The organism is Microbacterium marinilacus (assembly GCF_019753765.1).
In the GTDB taxonomy this organism is placed as follows: Bacteria; Actinomycetota; Actinomycetes; order Actinomycetales; family Microbacteriaceae; genus Microbacterium; species Microbacterium marinilacus.
On the sequence record NZ_JAIJZW010000002.1, the window covers coordinates 279,605 to 303,306 of the forward strand.

The 23,702-nt window shown below is 72.2% G+C and carries 24 protein-coding genes, 1 tRNA gene, 1 pseudogene and 1 riboswitch; of the genes and pseudogenes, 19 read left to right on the forward strand and 7 right to left on the reverse strand.

The genetic code is table 11. From position 1 onward, the window contains the following. The first annotated feature begins 238 nt into the window (after nt 1–238). Genes K5S26_RS18630 through K5S26_RS04765 form a run of 3 tightly spaced genes read left to right on the forward strand, consistent with a single transcriptional unit; the run spans nt 239 to nt 3,659 of the window. Nucleotides 239–1,777, forward strand: a complete 1,539-nt coding sequence (locus tag K5S26_RS18630) for an ATP-binding cassette domain-containing protein (protein ID WP_308122760.1) — start codon at nt 239–241, stop codon at nt 1,775–1,777. Continuing rightward, on the forward strand, nt 1,753–3,342 hold the full coding sequence (locus K5S26_RS04760; protein WP_246603591.1) for a hypothetical protein: 1,590 nt from the start codon (nt 1,753–1,755) through the stop codon (nt 3,340–3,342). The genes K5S26_RS18630 and K5S26_RS04760 overlap by 25 nt, the downstream gene beginning before the upstream one ends. 50 nt (nt 3,343–3,392) lie before the next feature. Beyond that, entirely contained in the window at nt 3,393–3,659 is a 267-nt protein-coding gene (locus tag K5S26_RS04765; protein ID WP_221856481.1) for a DUF3039 domain-containing protein, read from the forward strand. 42 nt (nt 3,660–3,701) lie between these two features. Here the strand turns inward: K5S26_RS04765 and K5S26_RS04770 are convergent, their stop codons facing one another. After that, on the reverse strand, nt 3,702–5,024 hold the full coding sequence (locus tag K5S26_RS04770) for a nicotinate phosphoribosyltransferase (protein WP_221856483.1): 1,323 nt from the start codon (nt 5,022–5,024) through the stop codon (nt 3,702–3,704). A gap of 62 nt (nt 5,025–5,086) precedes the next feature. Between K5S26_RS04770 and murI the strand changes: the two genes are divergently transcribed. From murI to rdgB, 3 genes are all read left to right on the forward strand, one after another. Further along, nucleotides 5,087–5,929 carry a glutamate racemase gene (murI, locus tag K5S26_RS04775; protein ID WP_221856485.1) on the forward strand — a complete coding sequence of 281 codons (843 nt, stop codon included), beginning with the start codon at nt 5,087–5,089 and terminating at the stop codon, nt 5,927–5,929. Nucleotides 5,930–6,010: 81 nt separating this feature from the next. Beyond that, nucleotides 6,011–6,748: a ribonuclease PH gene (gene rph / locus K5S26_RS04780; protein WP_221856487.1), complete on the forward strand. Its 738-nt coding sequence runs from the start codon at nt 6,011–6,013 to the stop codon at nt 6,746–6,748. A gap of 2 nt (nt 6,749–6,750) precedes the next feature. Beyond that, nucleotides 6,751–7,344: an RdgB/HAM1 family non-canonical purine NTP pyrophosphatase gene (gene rdgB / locus K5S26_RS04785; protein WP_221856489.1), complete on the forward strand. Its 594-nt coding sequence runs from the start codon at nt 6,751–6,753 to the stop codon at nt 7,342–7,344. 55 nt (nt 7,345–7,399) lie between these two features. Here the strand turns inward: rdgB and K5S26_RS04790 are convergent, their stop codons facing one another. Beyond that, a complete protein-coding gene (locus K5S26_RS04790) occupies nt 7,400–8,029 on the reverse strand; it encodes a LysE family transporter (RefSeq protein ID WP_221856491.1) in 630 nt (209 codons plus the stop codon). Between the two features lie 132 nt (nt 8,030–8,161). Further along, nucleotides 8,162–8,225: riboswitch (guanidine-III (ykkC-III) riboswitch) on the forward strand. Nucleotides 8,226–8,235: 10 nt separating this feature from the next. Here K5S26_RS04790 and K5S26_RS04795 point away from each other — a divergent pair. After that, nucleotides 8,236–8,547 (forward strand): annotated as a pseudogene (locus tag K5S26_RS04795) (DMT family transporter); the annotation flags it as partial. 41 nt (nt 8,548–8,588) lie between these two features. On the opposite strand, the gene K5S26_RS04800 reads toward K5S26_RS04795, so the two are convergent. Next, nucleotides 8,589–11,024: an ATP-dependent DNA ligase gene (locus K5S26_RS04800; RefSeq protein WP_221856493.1), complete on the reverse strand. Its 2,436-nt coding sequence runs from the start codon at nt 11,022–11,024 to the stop codon at nt 8,589–8,591. Between the two features lie 77 nt (nt 11,025–11,101). Between K5S26_RS04800 and ku the strand changes: the two genes are divergently transcribed. After that, complete coding sequence (gene ku, locus K5S26_RS04805) at nt 11,102–11,977, forward strand: non-homologous end joining protein Ku (RefSeq protein WP_221856495.1); 876 nt, start codon at nt 11,102–11,104, stop codon at nt 11,975–11,977. Between the two features lie 37 nt (nt 11,978–12,014). Here the strand turns inward: ku and K5S26_RS04810 are convergent, their stop codons facing one another. Then, nucleotides 12,015–12,761 carry a DedA family protein gene (locus tag K5S26_RS04810; RefSeq protein WP_221856497.1) on the reverse strand — a complete coding sequence of 249 codons (747 nt, stop codon included), beginning with the start codon at nt 12,759–12,761 and terminating at the stop codon, nt 12,015–12,017. Nucleotides 12,762–12,813: 52 nt separating this feature from the next. Further along, a tRNA-Leu gene (locus K5S26_RS04815) sits at nt 12,814–12,895 on the reverse strand. Between the two features lie 122 nt (nt 12,896–13,017). Here K5S26_RS04815 and K5S26_RS04820 point away from each other — a divergent pair. The 7 genes from K5S26_RS04820 to K5S26_RS04850 all read left to right on the forward strand — a co-directional run bounded on the left by K5S26_RS04820 (nt 13,018) and on the right by K5S26_RS04850 (nt 17,653). Next, the gene (locus K5S26_RS04820; RefSeq protein ID WP_308122761.1) at nt 13,018–14,223 is read left to right on the forward strand and encodes a TadA family conjugal transfer-associated ATPase; all 1,206 of its coding nucleotides are present in this window, start codon (nt 13,018–13,020) and stop codon (nt 14,221–14,223) included. Beyond that, entirely contained in the window at nt 14,220–15,086 is an 867-nt protein-coding gene (locus tag K5S26_RS04825; protein WP_221856498.1) for a type II secretion system F family protein, read from the forward strand. The genes K5S26_RS04820 and K5S26_RS04825 overlap by 4 nt, the downstream gene beginning before the upstream one ends. Next, a complete protein-coding gene (locus tag K5S26_RS04830; protein WP_221856500.1) occupies nt 15,083–16,024 on the forward strand; it encodes a type II secretion system F family protein in 942 nt (313 codons plus the stop codon). Before K5S26_RS04825 ends, K5S26_RS04830 begins: the two co-directional genes overlap by 4 nt. A 91-nt stretch (nt 16,025–16,115) precedes the next feature. After that, the gene (locus K5S26_RS04835) at nt 16,116–16,316 is read left to right on the forward strand and encodes a hypothetical protein (RefSeq protein ID WP_221856502.1); all 201 of its coding nucleotides are present in this window, start codon (nt 16,116–16,118) and stop codon (nt 16,314–16,316) included. After that, the gene (locus K5S26_RS04840) at nt 16,313–16,759 is read left to right on the forward strand and encodes a TadE/TadG family type IV pilus assembly protein (protein WP_221856504.1); all 447 of its coding nucleotides are present in this window, start codon (nt 16,313–16,315) and stop codon (nt 16,757–16,759) included. The genes K5S26_RS04835 and K5S26_RS04840 overlap by 4 nt, the downstream gene beginning before the upstream one ends. Then, entirely contained in the window at nt 16,734–17,213 is a 480-nt protein-coding gene (locus tag K5S26_RS04845) for a TadE family protein (RefSeq protein WP_308122762.1), read from the forward strand. Before K5S26_RS04840 ends, K5S26_RS04845 begins: the two co-directional genes overlap by 26 nt. Next, nucleotides 17,210–17,653, forward strand: a complete 444-nt coding sequence (locus K5S26_RS04850; RefSeq protein ID WP_246603593.1) for a pilus assembly protein TadG-related protein — start codon at nt 17,210–17,212, stop codon at nt 17,651–17,653. Before K5S26_RS04845 ends, K5S26_RS04850 begins: the two co-directional genes overlap by 4 nt. Before the next feature lie 9 nt (nt 17,654–17,662). On the opposite strand, the gene K5S26_RS04855 is transcribed toward K5S26_RS04850, so the two are convergent. Beyond that, the gene (locus tag K5S26_RS04855; RefSeq protein ID WP_246603594.1) at nt 17,663–18,982 is read right to left on the reverse strand and encodes an MFS transporter; all 1,320 of its coding nucleotides are present in this window, start codon (nt 18,980–18,982) and stop codon (nt 17,663–17,665) included. Between the two features lie 232 nt (nt 18,983–19,214). On the opposite strand from K5S26_RS04855, the gene prfB reads away from it, so the two are divergent. The 4 genes from prfB to serA all read left to right on the forward strand — a co-directional run bounded on the left by prfB (nt 19,215) and on the right by serA (nt 23,137). Then, complete coding sequence (prfB, locus tag K5S26_RS04860; protein ID WP_221856506.1) at nt 19,215–20,324, forward strand: peptide chain release factor 2; 1,110 nt, start codon at nt 19,215–19,217, stop codon at nt 20,322–20,324. An 82-nt stretch (nt 20,325–20,406) separates the two neighbouring features. Further along, entirely contained in the window at nt 20,407–20,973 is a 567-nt protein-coding gene (locus K5S26_RS04865; RefSeq protein WP_221856507.1) for a DNA polymerase III subunit gamma/tau, read from the forward strand. Next, nucleotides 20,970–21,323 (forward strand): bacitracin resistance protein, encoded by a 354-nt coding sequence (locus K5S26_RS04870; protein WP_308122764.1) that lies wholly within the window; start codon nt 20,970–20,972, stop codon nt 21,321–21,323. The genes K5S26_RS04865 and K5S26_RS04870 overlap by 4 nt, the downstream gene beginning before the upstream one ends. Nucleotides 21,324–21,547: 224 nt before the next feature. Further along, complete coding sequence (gene serA, locus K5S26_RS04875) at nt 21,548–23,137, forward strand: phosphoglycerate dehydrogenase (protein WP_221856509.1); 1,590 nt, start codon at nt 21,548–21,550, stop codon at nt 23,135–23,137. 17 nt (nt 23,138–23,154) lie between these two features. Here serA and K5S26_RS04880 read toward each other — a convergent pair whose 3' ends face one another. Then, the gene (locus K5S26_RS04880) at nt 23,155–23,697 is read right to left on the reverse strand and encodes a TetR/AcrR family transcriptional regulator (RefSeq protein WP_221856511.1); all 543 of its coding nucleotides are present in this window, start codon (nt 23,695–23,697) and stop codon (nt 23,155–23,157) included. Nucleotides 23,698–23,702: the final 5 nt, after the last annotated feature.

Below are 23,702 nucleotides of genomic sequence, written 5' to 3' on the forward strand. Positions count from 1 at the left end.
GCGCGGGCGCCTTCGCGTCCTGACTGTGTGGTCATCGGCCGAACCGGCCGTTGACATGCTGTGTTTGCGATCGATTCACCGATCGGTCACCTCGATGTGCCATTCAATGGTAGCGATCAGCTGCTGGGAACGGGCAGAGATGCCCGCTGATCGGCGATTCCGTCCGTCGGGCGTCACGGATCGACGACAACCCGGTGCCGTCCCGGTCCTGTCCAGCGTCGGTTGCTACGGTGAGGAAGTGACCTCTTCGCCCCTGGATGACGACGCCGGCACCCCGACATCGCAAGGGGACGGCTCCGCGGCGGAAGCCCCGCGCAAGCGCCCGGCCGCGAAGCGGCCCGCCCCTCGGAAGACCGCCGGTCCCCGCGATCCGCGGAACGGAGCGGAGGGCGCCGAGGAGGACGCTGCGAAGCCGCGCAAACCCGCCGCCCCGCGCAAGCCGGCGGCCAAGCGCCCCGCTCGCAGTGCGGCCTCGGGGAGCGCTCCGCGGAAGGGCACGAAGACGTCTGCGGCGCGAAACGCGGCAGGCCGAGAGACCGTCGCCGAGCCCGCCTCGGGCCCCACTGCGCCCGCGGAAGCCGCTGAGGGCGGCGAGCCGGCGGAGATCGCGACGAGCGCGCCGGAAGCGACCGGGGAGCACGTGGTCGCGGGCGAGGGCACGACTCCCGCCGGCGACGCCGTCGCCGAGGACCTCGTCGACGACACGCTCGCCGACGAGACGACGCAGGCCCCTCCGGCCGTCCCCGAGGACACGCCGGAGGGATCCACCGACCTTGAAGCCGCGGTGGACGAGGCTCCCACCGAGCCCGAGCCCGAGCCCGAGCCCGAGCCCGAGCCCGAGCCCGAGCCCGAGCCCGAGCCCGAGCCCGAGCCCGAGCCCGAGCCCGAGCCCGAGCCCGAGCCCGAGCCCGAGCCCGAGCCCGAGCCCGCAGACGCGGAGGTCGACGTGACCGACGCCGCCGCCGAGCCGGAGGCGGCCCTGGACACCGCCACGGTGCCCGAGGACGCCGCTGACGTGCCGCCCGCGCTCCTGCTGCGAGGGGTGTCCCGTTCCTACGCGGGGAACACGGCCGTCGCCGGAATCGACCTGACGGTTCCGGCCGGCTCGTTCTACGGGCTGGTCGGCCCGAACGGGGCGGGCAAGACCACCACGCTGTCGATGATCGCCGGACTGCTGCGCCCGGACCGCGGTGAGATCCGCGTCGGAGGCGTCGACCTGAAGAAGGACGCGCGGGCCGCCAAGGCGCTCATGGGCGTGCTGCCCGACCGCATGCGCACGTTCGACCGCCTCACCGGTCGTCAGCTGCTCTACTACTTCGGGGTGCTCCGGGGCCTGCGTCCCGACGTCGTCGCCCAGCGCACGGCCGACCTGGCGCGGGCCTTCGACCTCACCGACGCGCTCGGTCGCGTCGTCTCGGACTACTCCGCCGGTATGACCAAGAAGGTCATGCTCGCGGGGGCCATGATCCACTCGCCGCGCCTGCTCGTGCTCGACGAGCCGTTCGAGGCCGTCGACCCGGTGTCGTCGGCGAGCATCCTGGACATCCTCGGCACCTATGTGGCCCACGGCGGCACCGTCCTGCTCTCGAGCCACGGGATGGACCTCATCGAACGGGTCTGCACGCGCGTCGCAGTGATCGTCGCCGGCCAGGTGCTCGCGGAGGGCACGGTGGACGAGGTCAAGGGCGAGCTGACGCTCGAGCAGCGGTTCGTCGAGCTCTCCGGCGAGGTCAGCAGCATGGAGGGCCTCGAATGGCTGCACTCCTTCTCCGACTGACGCCGGTGCTGCGTCTCCGTCTCGCCCTCATGGCGGGCGCGCTGCGGGGCCCCGCCTCGCAGACGGTCTGGCGCGCCCTGGGGCTGCTGACCGTGATCGCGGTCGTCGTCCTGGTGGGCGCCGGCACGCTGTCACTGGTCGATGCGCCCGCGCCCGTCGCGTTCGCGCTGCTCGTGCTCGCGGGGTCGGCCATCACGCTCTCGTTCGCCGTCGGGCCCGTCGTCGCGGGGGCCGTCGACCCGCTCGATCCGCGCCGGTTCGCGGTGCTCGGGATGGAGCCGCGTCCCCTGGCGTGGCGGCTCGCCGGTGCGGGGATGTTCAGCGTGCCGGCCCTGGCGGTGCTCGCGTTCGACGTCTGCGCGGCGGTCGTCTGGGCGGCCCATGGCGTCCCCGGCATCGTGTGCGCGCTGACCGCGATCCTGCACGTCGCCACCTGCGTGGTGCTCGCGCGCCTCAGCATGGCGTTCGGCTCGGCCGTGCTGCGCACACGGCGCACCCGCGAGCTGTCGGGCCTGTTCGTGCTCGGGATCGTCGTCGTGCTCGTGCCGGTCGTCGTCTTCCTGTCGTCGCTCGAGTGGCAGGGCCAGGTGCCGAGCGCGCTCGCGACGGCGGCCGACGTGCTGGCGCTCACGCCGGTCGGGGCGGCGTCGGCGCTGCCCGGTGCGATCGCGCTCGGTGACACGTCGGCCGCCTGGCTGTCCGGCCTGGTCGGCGTCGTCACGCTCGCCCTCGCCGTCGTCGGCTGGGTGCTCGCCGTCGAGCGCGCGCTCACGACCACCGAGAACCCCGTCGAGGCGCGGGGCCGTGGCGGCCTCGGCTGGTTCGCGCTCGTGCCCGGCACGGCGGCGGGAGCGATCGCCGCCCGCGGCCTCGTCTACTGGCTGCGCGACAGCCGATACCTCGTGAACATCGCGATCATCCCCGTGGCGGGACTGCTGCCGGCGGTCCCGCTGCTGATCGCGGGCGTGCCGCCCGAGGTGGTCGCGCTCGTCCCCGTTCCGATCATGGCCCTCTTCTTCGGCTGGCTGCCCCACAACGACGTGGCCTATGACTCGAGCGCCGTCTGGCTGCACATCGCGAGCGGTGTGCGCGGCATCGCCGATCGCATGGGCCGCCTGGTGCCGGTGCTCGTGATCGCGGTGCCGGTGCTCGCGGTCGCCATCCCCGTCGCCACGGCCGCCTACGGGCGGTGGGCCGCGCTGCCCGCTATCGTCGGCGTGGCGGTGAGCCTCTTCCTGGCGGGGCTCGGGCTCTCGAGCGTCGCATCCGTCGTGGCGCCGTACGCCGTCTCCCGCCCGGGGGACAGCCCGTTCCAGCAGCCCCAGCGGTCGGAGTCGAGCGGTGTCGCGGCGCAGGCCGTCGTGATGATCGGCGCGCTGCTGCTGAGCGCTCCCGCGCTGTGGCTGGGCTGGCTCACGGTGACCGACGACATCGGTCGCGCCTTCGCCACGATGTGGACGGGCATCGGCATCGGCGCCGGCGTGCTGGTGGTCGGCCTCCTGCTCGGAGCCTGGCTCTTCGAGCGCCGCGACGTGCGGATCATGGAGTTCGCGGCCACGACGTGAGGCCCGCGAACCCGTGCCGGGAGGCAGGCCCACCGCTAGACTCGGGGACCATGAGCACCCCTCTCGACACTCCTGGTGACGGCGGCACCGCCCTTCTCGATCGCGAGCTCGAGAAGCTCCTCGAAGAGGAGGAGATCGAGCCGGGCGATCACGAGCGCTTCTCCCATTACGTCCAGAAGGAGAAGATCCTCGAGTCGGCGATCACGGGCAAGCCGGTTCGAGCGCTGTGCGGCAAGAAGTGGACTCCCGGCCGCGATCCCGAGAAGTTCCCCGTGTGCCCCACCTGCAAGGAGATCTACGAGTCGCTGAACTCGTGATCTCCGGCGCGTCCTGAGGCGCGAACGATCCCTGGGCGCCCGTCAGGCGTCGAGGTAGACCGTCGGGATGGCGGGGTCGGAGCGGCTGAGGGCGAGGGCGCGGATCGGCAGCTCCTCGCGGACGCGCAGGTGGTGCTTGCGCGCGGACTCGACGCCTGCCGCTCCCTCGTGGTCGGATACGGGCTCGCCGTCGACGACCAGCGGCACCTGGAGGGGGCGCGCGTCGGGGTGGTCCCCGGGCTGAGCGAGCTGCTCGAAGCCGTCGGCGATCTCGACGAGCTCCTGCGTCGCGACGCCGGCGTCCAGGCTGCGGAACGCGCTCTTCCTGCCGCCCTGCGAGCCCTTGCCCTCGGCGGTCTTGGCGACCGAGACCCATCCGCCCGCCGCGTCCTGGCGAGCCACGAGCTTGTAGACCATGCCCGCTGTCGGGTGTCCCGAGCCGGTCACGACCGAGGTGCCCACCCCGTAGGCGTCCACGGGCGAGGCGGCCAGGGCGGCGATGGCGTACTCGTCCAGGTCGCTGGTCACGGTGATGCGCGTGCCGGTCGCTCCGAGAGCGTCGAGCTGGGCCCGCACGGTGGCGGCGACGGCCGGCAGGTCGCCGGAGTCGATGCGCACCCCGCCGAGGCCGGTGCCCGCGACGGCGATGGCCGTCTCCACGCCGCGCGCGATGTCGTAGGTGTCGACCAGCAGCGTGGTCTCCGGTCCGAGGGCCTCGACCTGCGCGCGGAACGCGTCCTCCTCGCTGTCGTGCAGCAGCGTCCACGAGTGCGCGGCGGTGCCCATGGTGGGGATGCCCCAGCGCCGGCCGGCCTCGAGATTGCTCGTCGCGCCGAACCCGGCGATGTAGGCCATGCGTGCAGCGGCGACCGCCGAGGACTCGCCGGCGCGCCGCGATCCCATCTCGGCCAACGGCCGGTCCCCGGCGGCGATGCTCATGCGGGCGGCCGCCGTCGCCACGGCGGAGTCGTGGTTCATGACGCTCAGGGCGACGGTCTCGAGGATCACGGCGTCGGCGAAGCTGCCCTCGACCGTCAGGATCGGCGAGCCCGGGAAGTACAGCTCGCCCTCGCGATAGCCGGCGATGGACCCCTGGAAGCGGTACGACTCCAGGTAGGCGACGGCCTCGGGGCTGACGACGTCCGCGTCGCGCAGGTAGCGCAGCTCGTCGTCGCCGAAGCGGAAGTCGCGCAGCAGGCCCAGCAGCCGGCCCGTGCCGCCCACCACCCCGAACCGGCGCCCCCCGGGCAGGCGGCGCGCGAACAGCTCGAACACGCAGTGCCGCGAGGCGGTGCCGTCACGCAGCGCGGCATCGAGCATCGTGAGCTCGTAGCGGTCGGTCAACAGGGCCGTCGAGGCACTCATAACGGCAACACTACTGCCGCCTCCCGGGCTCCCGGCGCAGCCGCCGGGTACGCTGGGACATCATGAACGACGCGCCGATCGGCATCTTCGACTCCGGGGTCGGCGGCCTCACGGTGGCGCGCGCGATCGGCGATCAGCTGCCGCGCGAGTCGATGCTCTACATCGGCGACACCGCGCACTCTCCCTACGGCCCGAAGCCCATCGCGGACGTGCGCCGTTATGCGCTCGAGGTGCTCGACACCCTGGTGGATCAGGGCGTCAAGATGCTGGTGATCGCGTGCAACACGGCGTCGGCGGCCATGCTCAGGGACGCCCGCGAGCGGTACTCGGTGCCGGTCGTCGAGGTGATCGGGCCCGCCGTCCGAACGGCGATGTCGACCACTCGCAACGGGCGCATCGGGGTGATCGGGACGGTCGGGACGATCGGGTCCGGCGCCTACCAGGACATGCTCGAGGTGAACCCCGGCATCGAGGTCTTCACGGCCGCATGCCCGCGGTTCGTCGAGTTCGTGGAGGCGGGGGACACCGACTCGCCCCAGGTGCTCGCCGCAGCGGAGCAGTACCTCGCCCCGCTGCGTGACGCCGGGGTCGACACGCTCGTGCTCGGCTGCACCCACTATCCGTTCCTCAAGGGCGCGATCAGCTACGTGATGGGCCCCGACGTCTCGCTCGTCTCCAGCGACTCCGAGACCGCGAAGGACGTCTACCGCCAGCTGGTCGGTCGTGACCTGCTCGCCGGCCCGACGGCGACGCCCCGGCACGAGTACGAGGCGACGGGAGCGGCCACGCAGGACTTCATCGTGCTCGCCAACCGCCTGCTCGGCCGGGAGGTGCGCGACGTGCGCCTCGTGCGCACGGGCGCCATCGACCTGAGCACGCTGTCCTCCGGGCACGCGTCCGGCTGAGCGGCCGGGCACCGCGCCCGCTCCGACTCCGACGCAGACAAGACCATCAGACGCCACACCATCAGACGGAACAGGGATCCCATGACCACGACCCGCGCCGACGGCCGCACCCCCGACCAGCTGCGACCCATCACCATCGAGAGGGGATGGAGCAGCCAGGCCGAGGGGTCGGCGCTCATCAGCTTCGGCGGCACGAAGGTGCTGTGCACCGCGTCGTTCACGGGCGGCGTGCCGCGCTGGCTGACGGGCAAGGGCAAGGGGTGGGTCACCGCGGAGTACGCGATGCTGCCGCGCGCGACGAACTCGCGGGGCGACCGCGAGAGCGTCAAGGGACGGATCGGCGGGCGCACGCACGAGATCTCCCGCCTGATCGGACGCGCGCTCCGCGCCGTCGTGGACACCAAGGCGCTGGGGGAGAACACCATCGTCATCGACTGCGACGTGCTGCAGGCCGACGGCGGGACGCGCACCGCGGCGATCACCGGCGCCTACGTCGCGCTCGCCGACGCGATCGAGTGGGGTCGTGAGAAGAAGTTCATCGCGCAGCGCTCGCAGGTGCTGAGCGACTCCGTGGCCGCGGTCTCCGTGGGGATCATCGACGGCGTCCCGATGCTCGATCTGCCGTACGTCGAGGATGTGCGCGCCGAGACCGACATGAATGTCGTCGTCACCGGCGGCGGCAAGTTCGTCGAGGTGCAGGGCACGGCCGAGGGGGCGCCGTTCGACAAGGCCGAGCTCGACGCGCTGCTCGCGCTCGCCGTCGCGGGCGCCGCCGAGCTGCGCGAGCACCAGCTCGCGGCGCTGGGACGGGACGCCTGAGCATGGCGCAGGTCGTGCTCGCGACGCACAACCCGCACAAGGTGGCGGAGTTCCAGGCCATCGTCGCTCGCGTCCGTCCCGATCTCGAGGTGGTCTCCTACGACGGCCCGGAGCCGGTGGAGGACGGCACGACGTTCGCCGAGAACGCGCTGATCAAGGCGCGTGCCGCGGCTGCTCACACCGGCCTCGTGGCGCTCGCCGACGACTCGGGAGTGTGCGTGGACGTCCTCGGCGGCTCTCCCGGAGTGTTCTCGGCCTACTGGGCCGGGCACGCCAAGGACGACCGGGCGAACCTCGCCCTGCTGCTCGACCAGATCTCCGACATCCGTGATCCGCACCGCGGCGCGCACTACAACTCGACCATCGCGCTCGTGACGCCGGACGGCCGGGAGCACACCGTCGAGGGACTGTGGCCCGGGCGCCTCGCGGAGGCGCCGCGTGGTGACGCCGGCTTCGGCTACGACCCCGTCTTCGTCCCCGCCGAGCCGGCGGGCGACGAGCGGACGGTCGCCGAATGGAGCGCCGAGGAGAAGAACGCGGTCTCGCACCGCGCCCGGGCGTTCGCCGCGCTCGAGCCGCTGCTCGCCTCGATCTGAGCGTCGACCGCCGCACGAGCGGGCAGCCGTCCGCGGCGACGCCGCGAACGAGTGCTCAGTGGACGACGGCGAGGAGCACGCCGACGATCACGAAGAGCGTGCCGAAGAGGCGGTTCAGCAGACGCTGTCCGGAGGTGTGCGCGGTGAGTCGCGCGAGGCCCCGAGCCGCCGTCGCGAAGACGCCCCACATCACCACGATGTCGACCGCGACCACCGTCGCCGTCAGCACCAGGTACTGCGTGAGCAGCGGCAGGTCCGGGCGGACGAACTGTGGGACGAAGGCGACGAAGAACACGATCGCCTTCGGGTTCGTGAGGTTCACCAGGAGCCCGCGCCGGAACATCGGCCACGCGCGCTCGCGCAGCGGCACCGCCACCACGCCGTCGTCCTCCACCACGGTCGGCCGCGCGAGGAACTGCCGCACGCCGAGCAGGATCAGGTAGGCGGCGCCCGCATACCGGATCACCTCGAACAGCACGGGCGAGGCCGCCACCAAGGCTCCCAGCCCCGCCGCGACGATCGCGACGTGGACGACCAGGGCCGTCTGCTGGCCGAGGATTCCCCAGATCGCACGACGCCACCCCGATGCGATGGAGTTCGCCATCGTGTTGACGGCGCCCGCGCCGGGCGTCAGCGAGATGATCACGCTCGCGCCGAGCAGGGCCAACCAGAGCGTGGGCGACACAACAACCGATGCTAGGGCGTGCCCGCCGACACCCGGGCGCATGTGACGGTGCGTTCTCTGTCAGGCGTCTTTCATCGTCGTCCGGTCCGCCGGCTGCCCGGGATCTGTTCAGGCACCCGGGGCACAATGAGGGCAGAGCCCGTCAGCGGCTCCCGGACGATGGTCAAGTACCCGGTGCGCGACAAGACTTGCCGAAGGAGCAAGCCATGTCCTGGATCGTCCTCGTCGTGTCCGGTGTCCTCGAGGCCGTGTGGGCCACGGCCCTCGGCAAGTCCGAGGGGTTCACGAAGCCCGTTCCGTCGGTGGTTTTCGCCGTCGGTCTGCTGGCGAGCATGGCCGGGCTCGCCTGGGCCATGCGGGACATCCCGACCGGTACCGCCTACGCCGTATGGGTCGGGATCGGCGCCTCGCTCACGGTCGTCTACGCGATGGTGACCGGCGACGAGTCGGTCTCGTGGCTGAAGGTGCTGCTGATCCTGGGTCTCGTCGGCTGCGTGGTCGGCCTCAAGCTCGTCGGCGACGGCGAGCACTGGGCCCGAGACGCCGAGCTGCCGGGCCGTCACGCCTCGCGTGCGACCTCGGCCGGGCTCTTGTCGGAGCGGAGACCCCGCCACCGGGCCTGGCGCAGGTTTCCGCCGGGCGTCCACTCGGCGAACTCGACCTCGCCCACGAGCTCGGGCCGCACCCAGAGCGCCTCGCGCGCGTCGGCTGCGGGCACGCCGTGCAACGGGCTCTCTTCCACGCGCAGCGGCTCGAGCATCGTTCCCAGCTGCCGCAGCGCGCGGTCGCTGAACCCGGTGCCCACCCGGCCGACGTACCGCAGCCCGTCGTCGTCCGGCACGCCCAGCAGCAGGGAGCCGATGGAGCCCGAGCGACCGCCTTTCCCGGGGCGGATGCCGCCGATCACGACCTCCTGGGTGCGGGTCAGCTTGAGCTTCGTCCAGCGCTCGGAGCGGCCCGCGCGGTAGGTCGAGCGCGGGTCCTTCGCCACCACGCCCTCGAGCCCGTGCTCACGGGCGATCGCGAGCGCCTCGTCGAGGTCGTCGAAGACCGGCGGCACGTCGACCGCGGCGCCTGCGCCCTCGGCGATCCGCTCCAGCACCTCGCGTCGAGCGGCGAGGGGCCGTCGCGCCAGGTCGGCGCCGTCGGCGGCGAGCACGTCGAACAGATAGAGGCGCACCGGGGTGCGCCGCGCCTCGGCAGCCACCTCCGCGGCCTTCGTCAGATGCATCCTGTTCTGCAGCAGCGCGAAGCTCGGCCGGCCTCGGCCGTCCAGGGCCACCACCTCGCCGTCGACGACCGCATCGGCTGCCTCCAGCGACACGGCGCCCGGGGCCGTCAGCTCCGGATAACGATCGGTGATGTCGGCACCGCTGCGGGCGAACAGGCGCAGGCGGCCGTCCGCCCAGACGCCGAGCGCGCGCACCCCGTCCCACTTCATCTCCACCCAGTCGGCCGCGCCCGTCGACGCCACGAGCCCCGGTGTGGAGGACGTCGCAAGCATGGGCTTCGGCGAGGCGATCCGCCCATCCGGCGATGTGACGTCCTCCACGTCGTCAGCTGCCGGTGCCGGGGCAGATCCGTCATGCTCTCGGAAGACCTGACGCTCCCTCCCCTGCGACTTGGTGCGGTGCAGCAGCCACTGCGACTTCTCGCCGCTGCCGGTCGTCCGGATCAGTGCGAGGCGAACGCCGCCGTCGAGAGGCCCGCCGGCCCGGCCGTGCAGCGTGAAGATGACCTCGTCGTCCCGCCACTTCTCCAACTCGAACGACCCGTCGTCCCAGATGTCCATGTGCCCGGCGCCGTATTCCCCTTTCGGAATGTCGCCCTCGAACGACGCATACGACAGCGGATGGTCCTCGGTCTGCACCGCCAGGTGATTGCGACCGCTGATCTCGGGCACGCCCTTCGGCACCGCCCAGCTGGCCAGCACGCCGTCTCGCTCGAGCCGCAGGTCGAAGTGCAGGCGCCGAGCCTGGTGGCGCTGGATCACGAAGCGCGATCCGTGCGACGCGTCCGCCGGGTCGCCGGGCATCGGCTCAGGTGTGCGCGAGGCGTCGCGCTTGGCGACGTACGTCGCGAGCGCCGTCGCGGAGGGCTCGCCCGGAGGCGCAGGGTCGAGGGCCGCCAGCGGGTCGCCCATCCGCTCGACGCGCTCGAGCACCTCGTCGAAGCGCAGCTGCCGCAGGTCGGGGTCGTCGAGCTCGTCCCACGTGCGCGGGGCCGCGACCCAGGGCTGCGACCGGCCTCGCAGCGAATACGGGGCGATCGTGGTCTTCTTGCCGTTGTTCTGGCTCCAGTCGACGAGCACGCGGTCGGGGCGAGCCGACTTGCTCATCGAGCTGACGACGAGGTCGGGATGATCCGCCTCGAGGGCCTGGGCGAGAGCCTTCGCGACGGCCGACACCTGGGCGCTCGTCTGCGATCCGGGCAGACGGGCATAGAGGTGCAGGCCCTTGCTGCCGCTCGTGACGGGCTGCGGATCCAGGCCCATGCCGGCCAGGATCGAGCGCGCGAGCCGGGCGACCTCGGCGCACTCGGGCAGCCCCGCACCGGGGCCCGGGTCGAGGTCGAGCACCAGCCGGTCCGGGCACAACGGCTCGCCGTCGGCGCCGAAGCGCCACTGCGGCACGTGCAGCTCGAGGCTCGCCACCTGAGCGAGGTACACGAGCGCGGCGGCCTCGTCGGCGAGCGGGTACGCCTTGGGGCCCGTGGAGTGGCGGATCGTCTGCCGCGGCAGCCAGTCGGGCGCCCCGCGCTCGAGGTCCTTGGCGAAGAAGGACGGCAGCGGGGAGTCGGCGGTGCCGACGCCCTCCACCCAGCGCTTGCGGGTCACGGGCCGGCCGGCGACGTGGGGCAGCAGTACCGGAGCGATCCGCGACATGTAGCCGATCACCTCGCCCTTGGTGGTTCCCGTCTCGGGGTAGAGCACCTTGTCGAGGTTCGTGACGCGCAGGCGACGGCCGCCCACACGCACCACCTGCTCACCCGTCATGCCGACAGGCTATTCGGCCGATCCGCCCCGAAATCAAGCCCCTGGTCGAGCCGCACGCGCTGGTGTTCACTGGCCCCATGCGATCGATCTGGAAGGGCGCGCTCACGTTCGGTCTCGTGAACGTCCCGGTGAAGGTGTACGCGGCGACGGAAGACCACGACGTCAGCCTGCACCAGGTGCACTCCGAGGACGGCGGCCGCATCCGCTACCAGCGACGCTGCGAGGTGTGCGGCCAGGTGATCGCGTACGCGGACATCGACCGCGCCTACGACGACGGCGACCGCACGGTGGTCCTGACCGACGACGACCTCAAGTCGCTGCCCTCCGAGCGCAGCCGCGAGATCGACGTCGTCGAGTTCGTCCCCAGCGACCAGGTCGACCCCATCACGTTCGACAGGTCGTACTTCCTCGAGCCCGACTCGTCGTCTCCGAAGGCGTACGTGCTGCTGCGGCGCACGCTCGAGAGCACCGATCGCACGGCGATCGTGCGGTTCTCGCTGCGCCAGAAGACGCGGCTGGCGGCGCTGCGCGTGCGCGGCGACGTGCTGATGCTGCAGACGCTGCTGTGGGCCGACGAGGTGCGCGAGGCCGCGTTCCCGGCGCTGGAGGAGAAGGTGAGGATCTCGTCGAAGGAGCTCGAGCTGTCGGCCAGCCTCGTCGACAGCTTCTCGAGCGACTTCGACCCGGACCAGTACGTCGACGAGTACCAGCAGGAGCTGCGGACCCTCATCGCCGCGAAGCTCGACAAGGGCGACGCCATCGACACGGAGGCGACGTTCGGCGAGCAGGAGGACGAGGGCGGTGAGGTCATCGACCTGATGGAGGCCCTCCGGGCGAGCGTCGAGCGCTCGCGCGCCGCCCGAGGCGGGAAGGGCGACACCGACGAGAAGGCCGCTGCGGACAAGGGCGACGGGGAGAAGCCGAAGCGCAAGAGGACGAAGAAGGCCTCCTGAGGCGGCGCCCGCCCGCGCCGGTCGCGGCCCGGAAGGGCTAGAACCGGATGTCGGGCTTGCCGTCGCCGTCGATGTCTGCACCGCGCTCGAAGACCTCGGGCTCGAGCACCAACCGCTCGGCCGGAGGATGTGCGGCGTCCCGATGCGCCTTGTGCCGCTCGGAGAAGTAGTGCCACAGCGTCACGAGCGCGGTGCCGGCGACCGCGGCGATGAGGATCAGGTCGATGTACTCGGTCACGAGGTGACGCACGAACGGGATGTAGGCGATCACGTAACCGATCATCGTGAGGCCGAAGCCCCACAGCACGGCGCCGATGAGGTTGTAGAGGCTGTACTTGCGCCACGGCATGTGGCCGACGCCCGCCGCCACCGGCGCGAAGGTGCGCACGACCGGCACGAAGCGCGCCAGCACGATCGTGATGCCGCCGAAGCGCTCGAAGAACGCGTTGGTGCGTTCGACGTTCTTGGTGCTGAAGAGCCCCGACTCCTTGCGTTCGAACACCCGGGGGCCGCCCTTGTGCCCGATCAGGTAGCCGACCTCGCCGCCCACGAACGCCGCGAGGGCGATCAGCCCGCTCACCAGCCAGATGTTCACGCCGAACACGTCGTTCGTGTGCGTGAGCAGCCCCGAGATGACGAGCAGCGTGTCTCCCGGCAGGAGGAAGCCGACCAGCAGTCCCGTCTCGGAGAACACGATCAGGCACACGACCGCGAGGGCCCATGGGCCCGCGGCCTCGATGATGGCCTGCGGGTCGAGCCAGGGGATGAGGGCCAAGGAGCGCACCGGGGGTCCCGTCTCGTATCTGCTGCTGCGGTGTAGGGGGAGGACAAAGCCGTGCGGAAGGTGGGACTTGAACCCACACGCCGTGAGGCACAGGAACCTAAATCCTGCGTGTCTGCCGATTCCACCACTCCCGCGGGTGGGTTCAGTCTACGTGCGAAACACGCCGCTGATCCGGGGATAGCCCCCGTCCTGGAGCCGGCCATCCGGCTGTGGATAACTTCCGCGGGTTCCATCGGCGGATTGCCATCATGACCGGGTGAGACAGCCGCATCCGGATCGGGGAGCCGCCACCGCGGCGCTCGTCGAGCGTGTGCGCGACCGGTTGCGCGCGGATCGCACCGACCCGGCCGGCGCTCCGGACGCCGTCGAGCGGATCGCACGCGCCGAGGTGCGCCGCCACAACGACGTGGCGCTCGCCCGCGGCACCGCGACGATCGACGACGAGCCGGCGCACGTGCGCCAGGTGCTGGCGGCGGTCACGGGCTACGGTCCGCTGCAGCCGTACCTCGACGACCCCGCGATCGAGGAGATCTGGCTCAACGCGCCCGACCGCGTGTTCGTCGCGAGGGACGGGGTCTCGCAGCGCGTGCCGGTCGAGCTGACCGAGGCGGGCGTCCGCGACCTGGTCGAGCGCATGCTGCACTCCACGGGGCGCCGGGTCGACCTGTCGCAGCCGTTCGTGGATGCCTCCCTGCCGGACGGCTCGCGCCTGCACGTCGTCATCGGTGGTATCGCGCGGCGCCACTGGGCCGTCAACATCCGCAAGTTCCTGCCCGCCCACCGCTCACTCGAGCACCTGGTCGAGCTGGGCTCGCTCAGCGCGGAGGCCGCCGCGCTCCTCCGCCTCGCGATCGGCAGGGGGCGCAGCGTGCTGGTGTCCGGCGCGACGCACGCGGGCAAGACGACGATGCTCGCGGCCCTCGTCGCGGCGGGGCCGCCCGCGCATCGCGTCGTCACGGTCGAGGAGACGTTCGAGCTGTCCGTGGACGCGCCGGACATCGTCGCGCTGCAGGGACGTCAGCCGAGCCTCGAGGGCACGGGGGAGATCACGCTGCGTCGACTCGTGAAAGAGGCTCTGCGCATGCGGCCCGATCGCCTCGTCGTCGGGGAGGTTCGCGATGCCGAGGCGCTCGACCTGCTGCTCGCACTCAACACCGGCGTGCCGGGCGCCGCGACGATCCACGCCAACTCGGCCGTCGACGCGCTCGGCCGCCTCGCGGCGCTGCCGTTGCTGGCCGGCCGCAACATCGACCGCGGCTTCGTGCTTCACGCGGTCGCGTCCAGCGTGGATCTCGTCGTGCACTGCGAGCGCCTCCCTGACGGCACCCGTCGCGTCGCCGAGATCGTCGAGCCGACGGGACGTGTCGTCGGCGAGCTGCCCGAGGTGCGGACACTGCACCGCGCAGACGACGCACGCGAGCCGGGGCCGGCCGGAAGCCGCGTGCGGGGAGCGCACGCATGATCGCGCTGTGGGGCGTGCTGCTGGGCGGCGGGCTCCTCTTGACCCTCTCGCCCTGGCTCTGGCCGCTCCGCGCCGACCCTCCGCGTCCCAGGCGGCACCGGCGTGCCGGGAGGATCTCCCGGCTCCTCGCCGCCGCGGGCTTCCCGCACGTCGCCGAACGCGTCGTCGTTCTCGCCTGCGCGGCGTGCGCGCTCGCCGCCGGTGCCGTGGCGTGGCTCGCGGCCGGGGTGCCGACGCTCGCCGCGCTCGGCGCCGTAGCGGGCTCGGCGACGCCCGTCGTGTGGCTCCGTTCCCGCGGGTCCAGGCTGATCCGGGCGCGCCGTGGGCTGTGGCCCGACGTGTGCGACCTGCTCATCGCGTCGGTCAGGGCGGGGATGTCGCTGCCGGACTCCCTGTCGAGTCTCGCGGCGTCGGCGCCGCCGGCCCTGCGCGCCGCGTTCGCCGGATTCCAGCACGACATGGCGGCGTCCGGACACTTCGACTCCAGCGCCGATCGGCTGAAGGCTGCGCTGGCCGACCCGATGGGCGACCGGATCGTCGAGACGCTGCGCATGGCGCGTCAGGTCGGCGGCACAGAGCTCGTGCCCGTGCTGCGCGCCCTGTCCGCGTCCGTGCGAGCCGACGCGACGCTGCGCGCGGAGGTGGAGTCGCGGCAGTCATGGACGAAGGGCGCCGCGGTGCTCGGCGTGGTGGCGCCGTGGGTGATCCTCGCGATGCTCGCGCTGCGCCCCGAAGGCACCGAGGCGTACGCGAGCGCCGAGGGGATCGTGCTGGTGATCGTCGGCGCGGCGGTGTCTCTCGTGGCCTACCGCGTCATGATCCGGATCGGGAGGCTTCCGGAGGCCAGGCGGTGGTTCGCATGACCTGGGCGACGGATGCGGCTGTCGCGGTCCTGCTCGGCGGCTCGCTCGGCGCGGGCGTGTGCCTGCTCCTCGTGCTGGTGCCGCGCATCGGCGCGCCCTCGCTGTCGCGCCGCATCGCGCCCTACATCAGGGAGGCGACCGACCCGGCCGGCACCACGGCGTGGAACCTGCTCGGGCGCGCCGGAAGCGCCGCGCTCGAGTGGTCCGTGGTGTTCGCGCGCGCGACACGAGGGGCAGCACGTGTTCTCGGGACGTCGGAGGGACTCATGACCCGCCTGGCGCAGGCGGGCCGGCCCGCGGACCCCGCCCTCTTCCGTGCCCGGCAGCTGGCGTGGGGAGTCGCCGGCGCCGCCGCCGGGGCGCTCGCCGTCGTGGTGCTCGCGCTGGCGGGGGCTTTCACGAGCCCGAGCCTGCTGCTGCCGCTCGCCGGCGGCGTGGGCGCGATGGTGCTGTGCGACGCGACACTGACGGCGCACGCCCGTGCCCGGTCCGCCCGCATCGCCGACGAACTGCCGACGGTGCTGGAGTTCCTCGCCCTGTGCCTGGCCGCGGGTGAGGGCATCCTCGACAGCCTGCGCCGGGTCGGCGGCGCCGGCTCGGGCGAGCTCACCGCCGAGCTTCGCGAGGTGGTCCTGGACGTCGGCACCGGTGTGAGCCTGCCCGACGCGCTCGCCGCGATGTCGCGTCGCATGCGGGTGCCCGGTCTGTCGCGGGCGGTCGAGCACATCGTCGCGGCGCTCGACCGCGGCGCGCCGCTCGCCCAGGCCCTGCAGGCGCAGGCCTCGGACGCGCGAGAAGAGGCCAAGCGGACGCTTATCGAGACCGCCGGGCGCAAGGAGATCCTGATGCTCCTCCCGCTCGTGTTCGGCCTGCTGCCGCTCAGCGTCGTCTTCGCGGTGTTTCCGGGGGTGTTCATGCTGCGGCTCGGGATCGGCTGATCCGCCGGCGTCTTCCCGTGTGACAGGACAAGACGGAGACCAGGACAAGACGGAGACCCGGACAAGACGGACCAAGAGGAGAGGAAGAGAAATGGACCGACCCATCACGACCATCGCCGGCCGAGCCCGCACAGCGTGGGGAGAGCTCTGCGACGACGAGCGAGGCGACGTGCCTGGCTGGGTGCTGATCACCTTGATGACCGCGGGGCTCGTCGTGCTGATCTGGGCGCTCGCCGGTCCGGCGCTGTCCGGGCTGTTCGAGCAGGCGATCTCGCGCGTCTCGGGGCTGTGACCCGCTCGCCCTGCCGCCCGCGAGCGGGCAGCCTCACGGCGCACTCCTTCGCCGGTGAGGAGTGCGCGGAGCATGAGCGGGGCTCCGGCCCGGCGGAGTTCGTGCTCGTCGGAGCCCTCCTCACCGTGCTCACCCTGGCCGTCCTCCAGCTCGGTCTCGCGGTCTACGTGCGAAACGTGGTGCACGACGCCGCGGTGGAGGGCGCCCATCAGGCCGCCCTCGCGGACGCGACTCCCGCGCACGGCGTCGAGCGCACCCGGGAGATCATCGTGCGCGCCGTGGGCGCCGCCTACGCCGATGACATCTCCGCGTCCCACGAGAGCATCGGCGGCATGGCCTCGATCACCGTCGCGGTGCGCACGACGCTGCCGGTGGTCGGGCTCCTCGGCATCCCCTCGGCCCTGGAGGTGGAGGCCAGTGCGCCCGTCGAGACGCTGCGCTGAGGCGCTCCGCACGATCCGGGGCCGCCTGCGCGCGTCCGCGGGGGACGACACCGGGTCTGCGGCTCTCGAGTTCCTCACCGCGGGGGTGCTGCTGCTCGTGCCGCTCGCGTACCTCGTGATCGCCCTCGGCGAGGTGCAGTCCTGGCTGCTCGGGGCGGAGACGAGCGCGCGAGTAGCCGCGCGGGCCATCGCCCTCGGCCCGGATGCAGGGAACCCGGACGCCGTCCTCGAATCGGTGACCCGCCAGTACGGCATCGAGGCGTTCGACGCCGACGTGTCGTGCGTCCCCGCCGTCACATCCTGCCCCGCAGCCGGCGCCACCGTCATCGTGACCGTGAGCACTCAGGTCACCCTGCCGCTGATCCCGCCGGTGCTGGGCCTCGATCGCCTCGCCACGGTGCCGGTGCAGGCGAGCTCGGTGCAGAAGGTCTCGGAGTACTGGGAGAGCCGATGACGACGCCTCCCATGGGTCCGCCGTCCGCCGACCCGGTCGGGGACGAGGACGGCAGCGTGCTGCCCCTCGTGCTGGGGTACGCGGTGCTCGCGATCGCGTTGATCCTCGTCTGCGCGAACGCGACATCGCTCTACCTCTCGCAGAAGCGCCTCGACGCCCTCGCGGACGCCGCCGCGCTCGCCGCGGCCGACGGCTTCGCGCTCACGATCGAGGACGGCACCCCGCACGTGCGGCTCGAGCAGGACCGCATGCGCGAGCAGGCCCAGGCGGTGGTCGACGCGATACCCGGGGAGGCGACGCTCGCCTCGGTGACGTCCTCCGACGACGTCTCGGTGCGGGTCGTCGTCTCCGGCTCGTGGGCGCCGCCGGTCTTCGCACCCTTCGTGCCCGATGGCGTGCCGCTCAGCGCGACCGCGACGGTGCGCAACGCGTTGGACTGACGCGCATGCTCAGTCTCGCCGTGGCGACGGCACGAACCGCGGCACCCAGCGGATGAAGCCGATGGCGCCGAGCAGGCCGACGGCGCCGATGACGGCGGTGCCCGCCGACAGCGAGACGAGCGCTGTCAGGGCCGACACGATCAGCGGGCTCAGCGCCCCGCCCGCGTCGGTGAGCGTCCGCCAGGCCCCCAGGAAGGCGGCCGGGTTCTGCTTGGGGGCGACGTCGGCGCCGAGCGTCAGGAGGATGCCGCTCGACAGGCCATTGCCGACCGCGATCACGAGGGCGAACACTCCGAACCACATCGCCGCCGACGGCAGGTCGTGGGTGAAGGACATCGCGATCATCGCCCCGCCCATCAGCAGCAGCGACGGCACAGACGCCCACAGCCGGCCGAAGCGGTCCATCACCTGGCCGCTGGCGTAGAACAGCGCGAACTCCAGCGCGCCGGCGATGCCGACGATCAGCGCGATCGACGACGAGTCGAGACCGATGGACAGGCCCCACAGCGGCAGGAGCGCGGGGCGGGACGCGCGCAGGAACGACAGCGAGGCAGCCGCCACGCCGAGCCGCGACAGTACCGCACGATGCCGCCAGATCGTGCCGAACATCCCGATCCGTTCCGTGATCGGGATCGACCCTGTCACGGCCTCGCCGGTGTCCTCGGACGGCGCCGAGTCGTGATCGATCGACTCGCGGGCCGCCGCCCGCTCCGCACGGGCCGCCTGCGCGGCCTTCTGCTCGGGGTCGGGGCCGAAGGTGACGAGCAGCCCGACGAGCACCAGGCACGCGCCGAAGAACCAGATGCTGGCCTGTTCGCGCCCGAACAGGGCGAGGAGGCCCGCCGAGACGAACGGGCCCGTGAACGCGCCGAGCCGGAAGGAGCCGCCGAGCAGCGACAGAGACCGAGCGCGGTACGCCAGCGGCACGCGCGTGGTCATGAACGTGTGTCGGGCGAGGGCGAAGGCCGCCGCGCACAGCCCGATGACGAAGGTCGACGCCATCAGCACGCCGAGATGCCGTGAGAGCAGCATGCCCGCGATGCCGACGAGCGACACGACGGACGCCGCGGTCATCGTGTAGCGCTCGCCGAGCCGCGAGACGAGCCATCCGGCCGGCAGGTTTCCGCACAGCTGGCCCACCACGATCATCGCCGTGACGAGGGCCGCGGTCGCCAGGTCGGCGCCGAGCTCTTGCGCGATGATCGGCAGCAGCGGCAGGATCGCGCCCTGCCCCAACGAGTACAGAGCGGTGGGGCCGTAGACCATCGGCGCGTAGCGACGGATCGCCTCCGCGGCTGTGCCGCCGCCCGGGCCGGTGTCTCCTGTCATCGCTCCCCACGCTACCCCCGGCGCCCGCCGCCCCTGGGCGGAGCGCGGCTCGGTCGTCGCCCGGAGAACGGGCAGATCGGCGTGGATCAGTTCAGACCGCCGCGGATCTCACCGGCGGTGACCGACGTGCCCGCTCTCGGCAGGTGGGAGCGACGGGCCCGAACGGTGGGGGAGCGCACAGCCGAAGGTGGGACGCACGACGCCGACCCGGCCCGCGATAGGCTGGGGCGTCATGCTTGAATACGATCCTTCCGCCGAGATCCAGGCGCTGCGCTCCACGTTCGCGAACATCCGAGAGGTCGTCGACGTCGACGCCGTGCGCGCCGAGATCGCGCGCCTCGAGGACGAGGCGGCCGCCCCCGGCCTGTGGGACGACACCGCGAACGCCCAGAAGGTGACCAGCGCGCTCAGCCACGCGCAGGCGTCGCTGACGCGTGTCGAGGGGATCGAGCGCCGCCTCGACGACCTCGAGGTGCTGGTGGAGCTCGCCAACGAGATGGGCGACGAGGACTCGGTCGCCGAGGCGCGCAAGGAGATCACCGACCTCGAGAAGGTCATCGGCGACCTCGAGGTCAAGACCCTGCTCGACGGCGAGTACGACGATCGCGGCGCGGTCGTGACGATCCGCTCGGGCGCGGGCGGCGACGACGCCACCGACTTCGCCGAGATGCTCATGCGCATGTATCTGCGCTACGCCGAGCGCAACAAGTACCCGGTGAAGGTGCTCGACACCTCGTACGCCGAGGGCGCGGGCATCAAGTCCACGACCTTCGAGATCGACGCGCCGTACGCCTACGGCATCCTCTCCGTCGAGGCCGGCACGCACCGCCTCGCCCGCATCAGCCCCTTCGGCTCGGCGGACAAGCGCCAGACGAGCTTCGCCGCCGTCGAGGTCATCCCGGTGATGGAGGAGGCGCAGGAGGTCGAGATCCCCGAGAACGACCTGCGCGTCGACGTGTTCCGGTCGTCCGGCCCCGGCGGCCAGTCCGTCAACACGACCGACTCGGCCGTGCGCCTGACCCACCTCCCGACCGGCATCGTCGTGTCGATGCAGAACGAGAAGTCGCAGATCCAGAACCGCGCCGCGGCGATGCGCGTGCTGCAGACCCGCCTGCTGCTGCTGCAGAAGGAGGAGGAAGCGGCAAAGAAGAAGGAGCTCGCCGGCACCATCACGGCCAGCTGGGGCGACCAGATGCGCTCGTACTTCCTCTACGGTCAGCAGCTTGTGAAGGACCTGCGGACCGGATACGAGGTCGGCAACCCGGCCAGCGTGTTCGACGGCGACCTCGAGGGACTGATCAACGCCGGCATTCGCTGGCGCAAGCGCAAGATCGAGGACTGATCGCGCACGGCCGCGCCGGTGCCGGGTGCCGCCCGACACGGCGGGTCGAACGCCCGACGCCCGGGTCGATAGGCTGACCGACATGAGCTCGCGCGACGACGACGCGCTGTCCTGGGACGGCGACGACGACTCGACCCTGGTGGCGGGCGACGGACGTGCGGCGGAACGCACGCCCGAGCGGTCCACGCAGCGGCGGCCCGAGCCGTCGGAGTCGCTGCCTCGCGGCTGGCGCGCCGTCGGGCGGGGGAGCGGCGAGGTCGTCGCGGCCTCCGGCGAGTCGGACGAGACTCCGCCGGCCGCAAAGACGACGGGCGAGGGCGAGGACGAGGCCGGCAGTGGGCCCGCCCCGATGGGCAACGTCGCGCTCATCTGCTTCGGTGTGCTCGGCGGCGTCTACACGCTGTACGTCGTGGGCTGGATCCTCGGCGGCCTCCGGCTGCGCGAGCAGCTCACCGGCGGAGCCGGGGTCGCCGACGCGATGAGCGAGGCGGCGCTGTGGCTGGGCATCCTCGCACCCGTGATCTGGTTCGCCGTCACGCTCTACGTCACCCGCGGCAAGCCGAGCTGGCAGCGGTTCGCGGGCCTCGTGCTGGGCGTCCTGCTGCTCGTGCCGTGGCCGTTCGTGATGCTGGGAGCCGTGGGACTGTGACCGAGGAGAAGACCGTGCGCGCCGCCCGGACCACGCCGACGTGGATCGTCGCGACCATCTCGGGCGTCTTCGGGCTGCTGTTCGCCTACGCGGTGTGGACCGCGATCAGCTACCTCGTGCAGTGGATCCAGGCCGCGGGCGCCGCGGGGCTCTCGCTGTCGGCGATGGGCTGGATCGTGTGGATCCTCGCCGTGGCGATGCCGATCGCGGTGTTCGCCCTCGCCTTCTCGCTCGGCAGGCGCCGCGGCCCGCTCACCCTGACGCTGTTCCTGCTGGCGGGCCTGGCGCTCGTCGCGGTGTTCTGGCTGGACGTGCTGGCGTACGTCACGCCCGACCGCATGCTGGGCTGACGAACCCGCGATCGTCGTCGTCCCGCCGACGGATCGGTCGGCATCCGCGCGACACCCCGCGTCGGTCGGGAGCGCCGCGGCGCCTCCGATAGAGTGGCCGTGACGATCGCGCCCCGGTCCGATGGAGGGCCCGCCCCTGACGGGGCGACCACGTGGCGTGCGGCGCGACGACAATCCCCACACCCTGCGCGACCCCCATGCGCACGCACCGAAGGATCTCATCCGTGCCGAAGCCCGTCGTCCTCCTCGCCGAAGAACTCTCTCCCGCAACGATCGAGGCGCTCGGCCCCGACTTCGATGTTCGCACGGTGGACGGAACCGACCGCGCGGCCCTGTTCGCGGCGCTGGCGGACGCCCACGCCGTCCTGATCCGGTCGGCCACGAAGATGGACGAGGAGGCGATCGGCCGCGCCCCGCAGCTGAAGGTGATCGCCCGCGCCGGCGTCGGCCTCGACAACGTCGACATCAAGGCCGCCACGACCGCCGGTGTGATGGTCGTGAACGCGCCGACGTCCAACATCATCTCGGCCGCCGAGCTCACGTGCGGCCACATCCTGAGCCTGGCTCGCCGCGTGCCGAAGGCGGCGGCCTCGATCGCCGCCGGCGAGTGGAAGCGCAGCGCGTTCACCGGCGTCGAGCTGTACGAGAAGACTCTCGGCGTGATCGGCCTCGGCCGCATCGGCGCGCTCGTCGCCGCCCGCATGCAGGCGTTCGGGATGCGCGTGGTCGCCTTCGACCCGTACGTCACCCCGCAGCGCGCGCAGCAGCTCGGGGTCGAGCTCGCGACGCTCGACGAGCTGCTCGCGCAGAGCGACTTCGTCACGATCCACATGCCGAAGACGCCTGAGACGACCGGCATGATCTCGACCCCGCAGCTGCAGCGGATGAAGCCGACGGCGTACGTCGTGAACGTCGCCCGTGGCGGCCTGATCGACGAAGCCGCGCTGGAGCAGGCGCTGAAGGACGGCGAGATCGCCGGCGCCGGCCTCGACGTGTTCTCGAGCGAGCCGCCGGCCGACACGCGGCTCACCGGCCTGCCGAACGTCGTGGCGACGCCGCACCTCGGGGCGGCCACGGAGGAGGCCCAGGAGAAGGCGGGCGTCTCGGTCGCGAGGTCGGTCAAGCTGGCGCTCGAGGGCGACCTCGTGCCCGACGCCGTGAACGTCGCGGGCGGCGTGATCGACCCGTTCGTGCGCCCCGGCATCGCGCTGGTCGAGAAGCTCGGCCAGGTGTTCAGCGGCCTCGCCAAGAGCGCGGTCACGAGCCTCGACATCGAGGTGCGCGGCGAGCTCGCGGCCTACGACGTCAGCGTCTACCGTCTCGCCGCCCTCAAGGGGATCCTGTCGAACGTCGTCAGCGAGACGGTGTCATACGTGAACGCGCCGCTGTTCGCCGAGCAGCGCGGCATCGAGACGCGCATGACGGTCGAGCAGGAGAGCCCCGAGTACCGCAACATCACGATCCTGCGCGGCACGCTCGCGGACGGCAGCGTGCTGAGCGTGGCGGGCACGCTCGCCGGCACGCGGATGGTGCAGAAGATCGTCGGCATCAACACGTACGAGATCGAGGTGCCGATCGACCGGCACCACGTCGTGCTGATCTACAAGGACGGCCCCGGGGTCGTCGCGATCTACGGTCAGAAGTTCGGCGCCGCCGGCATCAACATCGAGGGCATGCAGGTGGCCCACGAGCAGGCCGGGCTGGCGCTCAGCATCGTGACCGTCGACCAGCGCGTGCCCGACGAGGTGCTCGACGAGATCGCGCGCGACGTCGACGCGACGCTGGTCACGCAGATCGAGATCGCCGAGGACTGATCCCCGTCGGCGGGCGATCAGCCCGCCGCGTCCTCCACGAGCCGGATGAGCGCGGCGAGGTCGTCCCCGGTCGGAAGCGGGCCGGGGACGCCGCCGCCGTCGAGCGCGGCGTTGAGGTACAGGCCGTCGCCGACGAGCATCACGAGGTCGAGCGCGGCGGCGTCGCGCGTGTGGGGGCGCAGGAGGTCCTCCCACCGCTCCCGCACCGCGCGAAGGGCGTCGGCGGCGGCGGGGTGGCCGCCGTGCGCGAGCCGCGCGACCGCGACGATCGCGCGGTCGAACGGGGTGTCGCTCTCGCCCGAGCTGCGCAGGTAGTACGAGATCGTGCCGTCGGGGGCGGAGCGGCCGCGCTCCACGTCCTCCTCCGCCAGCGCGTCGAGGCGGTCGACCAGCGCGCGCTCGAGGTCGTCCTTCGAGGCGAAGTGGTACAGCAGCCCGCCCTTCGAGACGCCCGCCGCGGCGGCGACGGCCTCGATCGTCGCGGCGCGGTCGCCCTCGGCGATCAGGATCGTCTCGAACGCGTCCAGCACCTTGTCGCGTGCGCGCGGCGGTCGGCTCATCGGAT

Excerpts from the sequence above, each read along its gene's own strand:
- K5S26_RS04835 (WP_221856502.1), top strand. The coding sequence starts at position 16,116 with ATGGACCGACCCATCACGACCATCGCCGGCCGAGCCCGCACAGCGTGG.
- K5S26_RS04830 (WP_221856500.1), top strand. The coding sequence starts at position 15,083 with ATGACCTGGGCGACGGATGCGGCTGTCGCGGTCCTGCTCGGCGGCTCG.
- prfB (WP_221856506.1), top strand. The coding sequence starts at position 19,215 with ATGCTTGAATACGATCCTTCCGCCGAGATCCAGGCGCTGCGCTCCACG.
- K5S26_RS04865 (WP_221856507.1), top strand. The coding sequence starts at position 20,407 with ATGAGCTCGCGCGACGACGACGCGCTGTCCTGGGACGGCGACGACGAC.
- rdgB (WP_221856489.1), top strand. The coding sequence starts at position 6,751 with ATGGCGCAGGTCGTGCTCGCGACGCACAACCCGCACAAGGTGGCGGAG.
- K5S26_RS04760 (WP_246603591.1), top strand. The coding sequence starts at position 1,753 with ATGGCTGCACTCCTTCTCCGACTGACGCCGGTGCTGCGTCTCCGTCTC.
- K5S26_RS04825 (WP_221856498.1), top strand. The coding sequence starts at position 14,220 with ATGATCGCGCTGTGGGGCGTGCTGCTGGGCGGCGGGCTCCTCTTGACC.
- K5S26_RS04850 (WP_246603593.1), top strand. The coding sequence starts at position 17,210 with ATGACGACGCCTCCCATGGGTCCGCCGTCCGCCGACCCGGTCGGGGAC.
- ku (WP_221856495.1), top strand. The coding sequence starts at position 11,102 with ATGCGATCGATCTGGAAGGGCGCGCTCACGTTCGGTCTCGTGAACGTC.
- murI (WP_221856485.1), top strand. The coding sequence starts at position 5,087 with ATGAACGACGCGCCGATCGGCATCTTCGACTCCGGGGTCGGCGGCCTC.
- K5S26_RS04880 (WP_221856511.1), bottom strand. The coding sequence starts at position 23,697 with ATGAGCCGACCGCCGCGCGCACGCGACAAGGTGCTGGACGCGTTCGAG.
- K5S26_RS04855 (WP_246603594.1), bottom strand. The coding sequence starts at position 18,982 with ATGACAGGAGACACCGGCCCGGGCGGCGGCACAGCCGCGGAGGCGATC.
- K5S26_RS04765 (WP_221856481.1), top strand. The coding sequence starts at position 3,393 with ATGAGCACCCCTCTCGACACTCCTGGTGACGGCGGCACCGCCCTTCTC.
- K5S26_RS04800 (WP_221856493.1), bottom strand. The coding sequence starts at position 11,024 with ATGACGGGTGAGCAGGTGGTGCGTGTGGGCGGCCGTCGCCTGCGCGTC.
- K5S26_RS04770 (WP_221856483.1), bottom strand. The coding sequence starts at position 5,024 with ATGAGTGCCTCGACGGCCCTGTTGACCGACCGCTACGAGCTCACGATG.
- rph (WP_221856487.1), top strand. The coding sequence starts at position 6,011 with ATGACCACGACCCGCGCCGACGGCCGCACCCCCGACCAGCTGCGACCC.